This window comes from Methanospirillum hungatei, from assembly GCF_020216685.1.
GTDB lineage: Archaea > Halobacteriota > Methanomicrobia > Methanomicrobiales > Methanospirillaceae > Methanospirillum > Methanospirillum hungatei_B.
In genome coordinates, this window is the sequence record NZ_JAIWNS010000070.1 from 1 (window position 1) to 10,000 (window position 10,000).

At 47.7% G+C, this 10,000-nt stretch carries 16 protein-coding genes; 13 read left to right on the forward strand and 3 right to left on the reverse strand.

From position 1 onward, the window contains the following. The first annotated feature begins 395 nt into the window (after positions 1-395). On the forward strand, positions 396-1,181 hold the full coding sequence (locus LDL35_RS04005) for a hypothetical protein (RefSeq protein ID WP_304019727.1): 786 nt from the start codon (positions 396-398) through the stop codon (positions 1,179-1,181). A gap of 64 nt (positions 1,182-1,245) precedes the next feature. Here LDL35_RS04005 and LDL35_RS04010 read toward each other — a convergent pair whose 3' ends face one another. Next, positions 1,246-1,818 carry a hypothetical protein gene (locus LDL35_RS04010; RefSeq protein WP_304019730.1) on the reverse strand — a complete coding sequence of 191 codons (573 nt, stop codon included), beginning with the start codon at positions 1,816-1,818 and terminating at the stop codon, positions 1,246-1,248. A gap of 126 nt (positions 1,819-1,944) precedes the next feature. On the opposite strand from LDL35_RS04010, the gene LDL35_RS04015 reads away from it, so the two are divergent. The 4 genes from LDL35_RS04015 to LDL35_RS04030 all read left to right on the forward strand — a co-directional run bounded on the left by LDL35_RS04015 (position 1,945) and on the right by LDL35_RS04030 (position 3,842). Then, the gene (locus LDL35_RS04015; RefSeq protein WP_304019733.1) at positions 1,945-2,412 is read left to right on the forward strand and encodes a DUF1890 domain-containing protein; all 468 of its coding nucleotides are present in this window, start codon (positions 1,945-1,947) and stop codon (positions 2,410-2,412) included. Then, complete coding sequence (locus LDL35_RS04020; RefSeq protein ID WP_304019736.1) at positions 2,400-2,672, forward strand: DUF1894 domain-containing protein; 273 nt, start codon at positions 2,400-2,402, stop codon at positions 2,670-2,672. The genes LDL35_RS04015 and LDL35_RS04020 overlap by 13 nt, the downstream gene beginning before the upstream one ends. Before the next feature lie 9 nt (positions 2,673-2,681). Then, a complete protein-coding gene (locus tag LDL35_RS04025; protein WP_304019739.1) occupies positions 2,682-3,359 on the forward strand; it encodes a 2,5-diamino-6-(ribosylamino)-4(3H)-pyrimidinone 5'-phosphate reductase in 678 nt (225 codons plus the stop codon). Positions 3,360-3,473: 114 nt separating this feature from the next. Continuing rightward, complete coding sequence (locus LDL35_RS04030; RefSeq protein WP_304019741.1) at positions 3,474-3,842, forward strand: response regulator; 369 nt, start codon at positions 3,474-3,476, stop codon at positions 3,840-3,842. Positions 3,843-3,845: 3 nt separating this feature from the next. Here the strand turns inward: LDL35_RS04030 and hisH are convergent, their stop codons facing one another. Both hisH and LDL35_RS04040 read right to left on the reverse strand, forming a co-directional pair. Continuing rightward, on the reverse strand, positions 3,846-4,451 hold the full coding sequence (gene hisH / locus LDL35_RS04035; RefSeq protein ID WP_304019744.1) for an imidazole glycerol phosphate synthase subunit HisH: 606 nt from the start codon (positions 4,449-4,451) through the stop codon (positions 3,846-3,848). After that, on the reverse strand, positions 4,448-5,848 hold the full coding sequence (locus tag LDL35_RS04040; RefSeq protein ID WP_304019747.1) for a phosphoadenosine phosphosulfate reductase family protein: 1,401 nt from the start codon (positions 5,846-5,848) through the stop codon (positions 4,448-4,450). The genes hisH and LDL35_RS04040 overlap by 4 nt, the downstream gene beginning before the upstream one ends. Positions 5,849-6,065: 217 nt before the next feature. On the opposite strand from LDL35_RS04040, the gene LDL35_RS04045 reads away from it, so the two are divergent. The 8 genes from LDL35_RS04045 to LDL35_RS04080 all read left to right on the forward strand — a co-directional run. Next, positions 6,066-6,593, forward strand: a complete 528-nt coding sequence (locus LDL35_RS04045) for a Na+/H+ antiporter subunit E (protein ID WP_304019750.1) — start codon at positions 6,066-6,068, stop codon at positions 6,591-6,593. Then, the gene (locus LDL35_RS04050; RefSeq protein ID WP_304019752.1) at positions 6,590-6,847 is read left to right on the forward strand and encodes a cation:proton antiporter; all 258 of its coding nucleotides are present in this window, start codon (positions 6,590-6,592) and stop codon (positions 6,845-6,847) included. Before LDL35_RS04045 ends, LDL35_RS04050 begins: the two co-directional genes overlap by 4 nt. Further along, positions 6,847-7,203 (forward strand): monovalent cation/H(+) antiporter subunit G, encoded by a 357-nt coding sequence (mnhG, locus tag LDL35_RS04055; protein ID WP_304019754.1) that lies wholly within the window; start codon positions 6,847-6,849, stop codon positions 7,201-7,203. The genes LDL35_RS04050 and mnhG overlap by 1 nt, the downstream gene beginning before the upstream one ends. After that, the gene (locus LDL35_RS04060; RefSeq protein ID WP_304019756.1) at positions 7,200-7,445 is read left to right on the forward strand and encodes a hydrogenase subunit MbhD domain-containing protein; all 246 of its coding nucleotides are present in this window, start codon (positions 7,200-7,202) and stop codon (positions 7,443-7,445) included. Before mnhG ends, LDL35_RS04060 begins: the two co-directional genes overlap by 4 nt. Next, entirely contained in the window at positions 7,442-7,729 is a 288-nt protein-coding gene (gene mbhE, locus LDL35_RS04065) for a hydrogen gas-evolving membrane-bound hydrogenase subunit E (protein ID WP_304019758.1), read from the forward strand. The genes LDL35_RS04060 and mbhE overlap by 4 nt, the downstream gene beginning before the upstream one ends. Then, complete coding sequence (locus LDL35_RS04070) at positions 7,722-8,201, forward strand: Na(+)/H(+) antiporter subunit B (protein WP_304019760.1); 480 nt, start codon at positions 7,722-7,724, stop codon at positions 8,199-8,201. Before mbhE ends, LDL35_RS04070 begins: the two co-directional genes overlap by 8 nt. After that, positions 8,198-8,542, forward strand: a complete 345-nt coding sequence (locus LDL35_RS04075) for a cation:proton antiporter subunit C (protein WP_304019761.1) — start codon at positions 8,198-8,200, stop codon at positions 8,540-8,542. Before LDL35_RS04070 ends, LDL35_RS04075 begins: the two co-directional genes overlap by 4 nt. Positions 8,543-8,545: 3 nt before the next feature. Continuing rightward, the coding region (locus tag LDL35_RS04080; protein ID WP_304019763.1) for a proton-conducting transporter membrane subunit at positions 8,546-10,000 on the forward strand (1,455 nt) is incomplete at its 3' end.

A 10,000-nucleotide genomic window follows, 5' to 3' on the forward strand; every position in this document is an offset into this window, starting at 1 on the left:
GGTGGTGATCTAAATATATTGAAAACTAAATTAAATTTATAATATAATACCACGTAAATAGATTATGCGTTCGAATTCCACATATAAAACGGATGATCTCTCAATTTTTTGTTGCCAGAATCCAGATTGTCCTGACTTTGGTAAACGGGGTCTAAATAATCTTACTGTCTGTGGAATATATGGTGCTTATGATTATCGATTAATACGGTGTAGAACATGTAAAAGTAGGTTTTCTGAACGTAAAGGAAGTGTCCTATATAATTCAAAAATCGATTCAGAAATTGCAGTTTCTGTTTTGGAGCATTTGGCCGAGGGATGTGGAATCCGAAAAACGAGTCGATTGACTAATGCAAGTCTTGGTACTGTTGCTAGACTCTCGAAAATGTCAGGAGAACATGCAAAAAAAGCACATGATGTACTCGTTCCTTTTTCCCCCTCTGACAAATGAAGTTCAATGCGATGAAAAATGGTCATTCGTTGGCAAGAAAGAGAAGAATTGCGATTCCGAAGATCCAATGGATGAAGATTATGGAGACATCTGGGATTTCACTGCATTAGATCCCGAATCTCGTCTTATCCTATATGTGCTCACAGGAAAACGAACTTCTGAAAATATCCATAAAATAGTCAGAGAAATCAAAAAAAGAACACAAGGGAGAATGCTGCGCCTAATTACAACTGACAAATATATGCCTTACAAAGAGGCAATTCTAGTAGAATATGGTGAAGTCATCCATCCAGAACACACAGGGAGGCGAGGTAGGCCAAGGAAACCTTATCGGATTCCAAAAAGAGGATTGAACTATGCGATGGTAAAAAAACACCTTAAGAGAGGACGGATTGTAAAAGTTGATACTGAAATTGTATTTGGAACTAAAACAGATGTGGAGGCTGCTCTAAGGCAATCTAAAGCAAGCAAAAAAATTAATACGTCATTTATTGAGCGCCAAAATGGAACTGATAGAAATCGGAATTCTAGAAAAGTCAGAAAAACACTTTGTTTCTCTAAAGAACGAGAAGAACATGATTCGATGACATATTTTTCATTGTATAGCTACAACTTTTGTTGGCCTATTCGGACACTTCGAATTCAAGATAACTGGGGTGAAGTATCTTCACAGAGAACACCTGCTATGGCAGCTGGTCTAACTGATCATGTATGGTCGATGAGAATGGGTTAGCTTTCCAGTTGTACAATGTTCTTAGATCACCACCGAACATTCAGCAAATTTAAAAAAAAATTTATTAATACGCACACTCTACTTTGCCTTCAAGGACCTTTCCCTTGCAGCAGGATTCGGTCTTCGGGTTATAGCAGGTATCTCCACACTTGGTGTATCCCTTCCCATCATACACCTCTCCAAGACAACAGCTCTGGTTGTTCTTATTGTAACAGGTATCACCACACTTCTGCCATCCGGTCCCCGGGTAAATCTGGTTATTACAACAGGTTTCATTGGTCAGATCATAACATTTCCCGCCACAGATTCCCCACAAAAGTCCGTCTTTCGGTTCTCCCTGGCAGCATGACTGGGTGATCGGATTATAAAATGAATCGCCACAGGTTGGAAGGCATCTGGTCCCGTTCACAGGCTTTCCATTACAGCAGACCTGTTTTTCAATATTATAGCAAACGTCCTTGCAGACTCCCCAATGAAGCCCGTCATATACCTGACCCTTGCAGCACGACTGCTTGCTTGGATCATAACAACTGTCACCGCAGGGGATACAACTCTGATTTGCAGCGATGACAGAAACGGATAAGACAATTGTGACAAAAAGGACCGCTCCTGCGATCCACATATGGAACCGATTCATACATGAAGGTACATCACCACCAGCTCAAGAAGTTTCTTTATCAGGCCTGGTGATTTCAGGATCTATATAGTCAGTCAGACTCTGACATCCATTCATACCCCTTGACGTACATAATACTCTGTATCTATGCCTGAAGAACCAACACAGCGAGTTGCCGTTCTGGTGATGGGCTGTCCAAAGGTCCCGGTACAGACCAGTCTTGTACTCTATCTTTCAAACCGGATGAAAAAGGCAGGGATCAGGACCATCATTGCCGGAACCCCGTCAGCCAGGCAGCTGATACGGGTTGCAGACCCGGACGGCCATTACACCATGGAGATGAAAGACCTGGATGCAACCATTGCAGCTCTTGCAAAGGGCGATCTCACCGTCACAGAGAGTTATGTCTTTGTTCATAATGACGCAGGGGTAAGCTATGCCGCGACATTAGAGTCCCTGACGAACCGACCGGTGACGGCGATAATATTTGGTGAAGAAGCAGAGCAGATCGCTCAGGAAATTACCTTTCCCTGCACCGTCATTGCCGAGCCTGCAACACACAACCCGATGTCACTTAAAAACAGACTTGAGGAGGCTGCCCCATGGGATGCTTAGAATCTCTGCCATATGAAGTACTGATGTCGAAAATTTCATTTAAAGAAGCCAGGGAATTTCTCTCCAGGTACCCTGAGAAATATGACGTGGCACCTGGATACCGCATGTTTGATCTTAATATCATCGGTGTCCCTCCTATCAGAGTCGCGGTCGACGGTGATGCACTTATCTTCCCTTATACAAAGCCATGTCATGGAACCTTCCTCATAAAGGTTCAGAATGCAACCGATGAGATCGCCCGGCTACGGGGACGTGCCTAGGAAGATTTCATGCGCCCATATGTGATCGTCAATGTGGCCGTCAGTGCAGACGGGAAGCTCTCCACCAGGGAACGCAGGCAGGTGAAGATATCTGGAAAAGAGGATTTTGACCGGGTGGATGAGATGAAAGCCGGCTGTGATGCGATAATGGTCGGGATTGGAACCGTCCTTGCCGATGATCCGTCACTGACCGTCAAGTCAGCCGACCGTATTGCTGAACGGATCAGAAATGGAAAACCAGAGCACCCGGTTCGGATCGTCATCGACAGCCAGGCACGGACACCGCCGGATGCGAAAATCCTGCACAAAGGTCCCGGCCTTCGGATCATTGCCGTGTCACTCGCAGCACCGGAAGAGAATATTTCTGCCCTCAAAAACCATGCAGAAATCATTCAGGCAGGAGAAGATACCGTTGATTTACCCGTTCTTCTCAGAAAACTCGCAGAAAAGGGCATACAGCGGCTGATGGTAGAAGGGGGAGGGACGCTCATCTGGGGAATGATGTCTGCAGGTCTTGTTGATGAACTGACAATGTTTGTCGGGAACATTATTATTGGCGGAAAGGATGCCCCAACCCTTGCCGATGGGACAGGATATGTATTAGAATCAGATTTTCCGGTTCTTGAACGGATGGATGTGATCCCTATGGAAGAAGGGGTATTGATCCACTGGAAAGTTAAAAAATAGTGGAGGAAATGCATGAAAGAAGAGACTACATCGCATTCATTATACAAGCGAACGGTAATGCTGTGCAAATGCGATACCTTATAACATCTGAGATGTGACGTTCACGAGGTTGTAGTGTCTGATCAAACGATCTTTATCGTCGAAGATAACCCGGTTATTGCAGATCTCATCTCATGGCGTCTGACTGAGATGGGATACCAGGTTGCGGGAACTGCCGAAGATAGTACGCAGGCTCTCACTAGGATCGGTGAGATTCATCCCGCTCTTGTCCTGATGGATATCAATCTTCCCGGTGAGATGGATGGAATTGATGCCGCAACCGAGATCATAGAGAAATTCAAAATCCCCATTGTATATATCAGCTCCATACTTGATGCAGACATTATGGAACGTGCGAAAAAAACAAAACCCAGAGGGTATATTGTAAAACCCTTTACCGATAACCAGCTTCGTGCCACCATAGAGATGGCATTACAGGGATGAGGGTCATACCATCCCGATAAAATTGCGAAGTATTGCAAGGCCGCATTCCCCGCTCTTTTCCGGATGAAACTGAACTCCGACTGCTGTCCCGTTTCGTATTGATGAAGCAAATGTATTGATGTAATCGGTTGATGTGATGCAATATTCAGCCGGAGTATCTGCCCAGTAGGAATGGACAAAATATACATACGACTGATTGGGAATCCCCTCAAAAAGAGGATCATCCGGCTTTTGAATGGTTATCTGGTTCCATCCCATGTGAGGGATCTTATATCCGGGCGTGTCAGAAAAACGGCGTACAGTGCCGGGGATAAGGCCAAGACCCTGGTGAAGTCCGTGTTCTTCAGAGAACTCCATCATCATCTGCATACCAAGGCAGATCCCAAGGATAGGAACATGGCCTTCGGATTCAATTAAGGCCTGTGACAGGTCTGCAAGCTGGGTCATCCCTTCATGAAAGGCGCCGACGCCGGGGAGGATAATCCCATCCGCTGCCCGGATCTCATCAAGGTTATGAGAGATCAGAACCTCTGCTCCGGCCTTTTGAACCGCCTTGCTGACACTGCGCATATTTCCAAGACCATAATCGACGATAACAATGGAACTCATACTGCCTTATCCCCCTGAGTTCTCCATTCCCCGCTCTCAAACCAGGATGGTGCTATGCCCTTCCTGTTCATCCACAATGATACTGCCTGCTCCCATTCCTGCCAGAGTTCGGGATGAGTTGCCTGAATCTTCTCCAGTACTCCAAGGTCACTGGCAGGGCACATATAACACCCCATCCGGTCAACCCCGTGCCTATACATCTCATTAAAAGGAGCCTTCTCCCGGAAGATATACAGCCATACATGGAGAGCCGTCCACGTATGAATCGGAGCAAGACATATCTGATTCTTCACATAGGAGTTCCTCCAGACCCTGGGGTTTTTCATCCGTGAAAAGGATTCATACTTGCGTTGGCCGATGAAAGATACAATTTCACCGTCCTCACCATAGGTTTTGATAATATGCTGGCGCAGGGGCTCCAGTTTGGAGGTTCGGCAACACCACCGGTTATCCCTGGACGGTGGACCGGAGACTTCAAAATCCCGCCAGAACTCATTGATAGATTCAATCCTGACGCACAAAAGCCCATATCGGTCCTGCACATCGCAGACATTCTCTTCGGTTGATGGAAACTCAAGGCCGGTGTCGATATAGAGAATTGGTATCTTACGATAAGTATTCATCACGACAAGTAACGTTGCAAGACTGTCTTTCCCGCCCGAATAGGAGACAGACATAGGGAGATGCTCATACGGGCCGATGCTGTCCGCGATGAATTTTCCGGATGCTGCTTCAGCTTTTTTGAGCACGTCAGCATTTGCCTCTACGACATCATCCCAGGTTGCCTGGCCGGGTGTATATACGGAGGGGATATTTTTTCTAGTCTTCACCACCTGCCCCCGCTCCATCCGGTTTGCTTCTTCAGCATCCACCCGTGCCCTGCCAACACCGGCACAGATACCAGACGGGGTCATTAAAAAGACCTCATCTCCCTCCCTGACCGATGAGTCACAGGAGATAAGACCGGGAGCCAAGAGACTTCTGCCTTCCCTGATAGAAGAAAGCGCCCCTTCATCAATAACCATAAACCGCTTTTGTGGTTGAGCAATCAACGCCGCATCAGGACGGGGAAGAGCCTCCCAGCGACGTTCTCCGGGAAGATACCGGATAGCCCCGACTATCGCCCCACCCACGATTATCTCTTCCATCCGGTCATGATCCGGGACTTTATTCAGGAGAGCGATCTGGCCTTCCGGAATGATCGACATTCCAAACTGTTCTTCATATATCGAATTCACAAAGGCGATATCGTCGGGAAATGCCGGGCGTGCATCACCAGGAGGAGTCACCGGGACTGCTCTGGTAGCTGCCCCGCATGCACAACGCTCAGCAAGAACCGGCGTATGACACGAATCACACCAGTGAAGGAGAATTCTGCCGTGGTATAATCCACCCATATATCCCCAAATGTATGATCTAACCCTACATACTGGTTTGTACGGACCATTCCTTCAAACATCGGAAAACGCCGTTTTTCAAAAAAACAAGAAAGCTGATCGAATAAAAAATATTATATGATGCGGATAACCACCTCAGTTGATCACGATCTATCATGACATATCGAGAGGGTTTGGCATGGGTATGCCATTATGATGACCGGGAACAGGTGATACCATGATCCCGTTTATCGTCACTGCCTTTGTGGCTTTTCTGTTTTATCTGGTGTTGGTTGTTGGTTCCGGCTCTGTTCTCTTCTGGTCATGGGAGGAAATTATTGCAGGAGTCATCATCGGACTTGTCACCGGTGTTATTGCCCGGAAGATCTTCTGCAGGAGTGAGAATTACCGGATGTTACATCCCGTACGGCTCATCAGCATCCTGATATACATCTGTGGTCCCTTCCTTGTGGAACTGACCAAGGCAAATCTGGATGTTGCATACCGGGTTATTACCGGAAATGTCAGACCTGGGATAATCAGACTGCATTCAGGGATGAAGTCAGATCTGGCATTGACGATGCTTGCTCATTCAATCACCCTCACACCAGGAACATTGAGTGTTGACGTCGATGGAAAGAACCATGATCTCTTCATTCATGTTATTCATCTGGACGAAGGTGTTGAGAAAAAAGAGGCATTTGAGGCGGGAGAGATCTTTTCATACATGAATATTCCGGCCTGGATCCGGAGGATTGCTGAATGACAGATATCTTTATGATTGCTGCCCTGATTACGGCAGTGATCGTCTTTGGTGCCCTGGTAAGACTGATCCTTGGCCCGACAAACCCTGACCGGGTGGTTGCGGTGGATACCATCAACACGCTCACGGTGGCGGTGATGATTCTCCTCGGCGTTGTGTATCAGCAGTACATCTTCATCGATGTCGCCATCGTCTACGCCCTGCTCTCCTTTGTCTCCACCCTGTACATTGCAAAACATATCGGCGGTGAACTCTGATGATTGCAGATACGATTATTTTCATCTTTCTGATCATCGGTCTCTTATTCAATGCTCTGGGAGTGTTAGGGCTTCTCAGGTTCCCTGATGTGTACACACGGCTTCATGCTTCCACAAAAGCGACAACCTTTGGAAGTATCTTCCTCTGCCTTGGAGTGGTTGTGTTTGCAATATCCCAATACTTGGGTACCAGTGATTCCCAGTACCTCATGGTCATCACCCATACCATCATTGCAGTCTTCGCTCTTGCAATAACAAACGCTGCAGGATCTCATGCAATCGCCCGTGCAGCACACCGGAGCGGACAGAAACCAGACCCGGTTGTTGTGGATAAACTGACGGAGGCAGGGCTGTGATAGAGATTATTCATATCCTGGTTTTAATCGGCATCCTCATCACCGCTGCACTGATAGTCTGGCAGAAGAATCTCGTTGCCGCCGCGGTCACCTTTGCAGCGTTCAGTTTCCTCCTCTCGATTGAATTTTATATCCTCCAGGCTCCTGATGTGGCCATTGCCGAGGCAGCAGTTGGAGCCGGAATCTCTACTGCAATATATCTGATTGCGATCAGGGCCACCCATGACCAGGAGGTGACATGATGAGAACCAAGGTTGCATGGTTTACTCTTGTGGTTCTGGCAGGCAGTCTCCTGTTTGCTGCATTATCAATACCATTCGGAGACCCTGCGATGTCAGACATGGATGATTACTTTATCGCCCATGGTCAGGAACAGACCGGAGCAAATAACATTGTAACATCTATTGTGTTCGATTTCCGTGCCTTTGATACCCTTGGAGAGGCATGTGTCCTGTTTACCGCAGTCTTTGGAGTCTCGGTCCTTTTCAGACTTCGGAAAAAAGGGGAGGACTACGAATATGAGTGATAGTCTGAGTAAAATCATCCGGACAACGGCAGATGTAATGTTCTTATTTATCACGGTGTTTGGTTTTTACATCGTGCTTCACGGCCATTTAACACCAGGCGGGGGATTCCAGGGTGGTGCTGTTATCGCAACCGGATTTATCCTGTTGATAGTAGCCTATAAACTGGAGGACTTTCTGGGATGGTTCCAGAAGAGAACATTTCAGAACTGCGAGATGTCTGGTCTTGTCCTCTTTATCGGGACTGCTCTTGCAGCCATACCCCTCGGATACCTCTTCTTCATGAACTTCTTAAACGGAACCGGAGGTCTCTTTGGTCAGGCGGTTCCCTTTGGAATAAATCCGGGATTTTTGAATACCGCTGGTACGATTCCTATTATGAATATCGCCGTGGGGATTGAAGTGCTCGGGGGCCTTAGCATCATCATTTTGTATATGACAACTGGAATTCGATCTCACGAGGAGGGAGAATGATAGATAATCTTCCGTTCCTGGTCGTTGCAATTACCATCCTGCTCGGCCTGTATACTCTCCTTCTGAAAAAGGATCTCATTAAAATTATCATGGGGATATCACTCATTGAATCAGGAGTAAACCTCTTCCTCATCACTCTCGGGTACCGGTGGGACAGTATTGCACCCATCTTTACCGGAGCACCGTCCCTTGCCATGGTCATGCCCACGGTTCAGGCCCTGACACTGACAAGCATTGTCATCGGTGTTGCAACCCTTGCTCTGCTGCTCTCCATGGTGATGATTATCTACCGGTATTATCGGACAACTGACGTCCGTGAAGTCTCAAAACTGCAGGGGTAGAACATGGATATACTACTTGACAATCTTCCAGGACTTCTCATCGCAATCCCTCTGCTGGGAGCATTTTTAACCCCGCTCCTCTCAAGGGCAGGCGATTCAATCCGAAATGTCTGGATACTGCTCATCGCTGCTCTTTCATCACTCTGCGGCCTGATGGTTGCATCCCGGGTTTTAGAAACCGGGACGATTGTGTATGCATTCGGAGTTGACGCAATATCTCATGTTATCCCGCCGGACTCTGGAGGCATCCCCATCAGGATCATCTTTACGATAGATCCGATGAACGCCTTCATGCTCATAATCGCCGCAGTTGTGGGCTTTTGTATCACCCTCTACTCCCTCTCCAGCATGGAGAAGTTATCAGGAAAGGACGGGTTCTTTACCCTCCTCATGCTTCTCATCGCCGGTGTATATGGGATGATAGCAACGGGCGACCTCTTCAACTTCTTTGTCTTCCTTGAGATCAGTTCCCTTGCCGGTGCCGCACTTGTTGCCTACCGGATAGACAAGGGAGTTGCCGCAGAAGCCGGACTCAAATATGCAGCACTCTCAACCCTTGGGGGTCTGCTCTTTCTGGTGGGAGTCGGTCTTCTCTTTGCCCAGTATAATTCCCTCAATATGGCGGTTATCGCAGACCGGATGCAGATGACCGGACTTGATATCATCACATTTGTCCTGTTCTTTACTGCTCTTGCCATGAAGTGTGGAGCCGTTCCGATGCACTTCTGGACTCCGGACAGTTATGCAATGGCACCATCAGCAGTAACGGCATTCCTGGTCGTCTCATCCCAGGCAAGTCTCTATGCTCTCTTCAGAGTCTGTTTCACCCTCTACGGTGGTCAGATAAATACGCTGACCGTCGGATGGGTCATCATCATCCTTGGAGTGCTCTCGATGTTCGTGGGTGTCACGATGGCAATCCCGCAAAAGGATGTAAAGCGGCTGATGGCATACCACGCCGTCTCCCAGACCGGATACATGCTGCTTGGTGTCGGTGTCGGGCTTGCAGCTCTCTCCAGCACCTGCCTTTCCCAGAGTGTCGGGATGATGGCACTGAAGGGAGGACTCTTTCATATCATGAACCATGCCCTGTACAAAGGCCTTTTGTTCCTGACCGCCGGAGTCATCATGTACCGGTGCGGAACACGAAACCTCAACCAGCTTGGTGGGCTTGGCCATAACATGAAATGGACCATGATCTTCTTCATGATCGGTGCACTTGCAATCGCAGGAATTCCGCCATTTAACGGGTTTGCATCCAAGCTGCTCATCTATGAATCGACATTCCTGTTCAATCCCCTCCTGGCCGTCATTGCCATGGTTGTGAGTATCCTGACGCTGGCTTCGTTCGTCAAGGTCTTCCACTCCATGTTCATGGGACCAAAACTCCCCGAATATCAGGATGTCAAAGAGGCACCAACACCGATGCTCATTGCCATGGGAATACTGGCGGTTCTG

Coding starts and splice junctions, on each gene's coding strand:
- LDL35_RS04005 (WP_304019727.1), top strand. CDS start 396: ATGCAAAAAAAGCACATGATGTACTCGTTCCTTTTTCCCCCTCTGACA.
- LDL35_RS04010 (WP_304019730.1), bottom strand. CDS start 1,818: ATGAATCGGTTCCATATGTGGATCGCAGGAGCGGTCCTTTTTGTCACA.
- LDL35_RS04015 (WP_304019733.1), top strand. CDS start 1,945: ATGCCTGAAGAACCAACACAGCGAGTTGCCGTTCTGGTGATGGGCTGT.
- LDL35_RS04020 (WP_304019736.1), top strand. CDS start 2,400: ATGGGATGCTTAGAATCTCTGCCATATGAAGTACTGATGTCGAAAATT.
- LDL35_RS04025 (WP_304019739.1), top strand. CDS start 2,682: ATGCGCCCATATGTGATCGTCAATGTGGCCGTCAGTGCAGACGGGAAG.
- hisH (WP_304019744.1), bottom strand. CDS start 4,451: ATGAGTTCCATTGTTATCGTCGATTATGGTCTTGGAAATATGCGCAGT.
- LDL35_RS04040 (WP_304019747.1), bottom strand. CDS start 5,848: ATGGGTGGATTATACCACGGCAGAATTCTCCTTCACTGGTGTGATTCG.
- LDL35_RS04045 (WP_304019750.1), top strand. CDS start 6,066: ATGATCCCGTTTATCGTCACTGCCTTTGTGGCTTTTCTGTTTTATCTG.
- LDL35_RS04050 (WP_304019752.1), top strand. CDS start 6,590: ATGACAGATATCTTTATGATTGCTGCCCTGATTACGGCAGTGATCGTC.
- mnhG (WP_304019754.1), top strand. CDS start 6,847: ATGATTGCAGATACGATTATTTTCATCTTTCTGATCATCGGTCTCTTA.
- mbhE (WP_304019758.1), top strand. CDS start 7,442: ATGATGAGAACCAAGGTTGCATGGTTTACTCTTGTGGTTCTGGCAGGC.
- LDL35_RS04070 (WP_304019760.1), top strand. CDS start 7,722: ATGAGTGATAGTCTGAGTAAAATCATCCGGACAACGGCAGATGTAATG.
- LDL35_RS04075 (WP_304019761.1), top strand. CDS start 8,198: ATGATAGATAATCTTCCGTTCCTGGTCGTTGCAATTACCATCCTGCTC.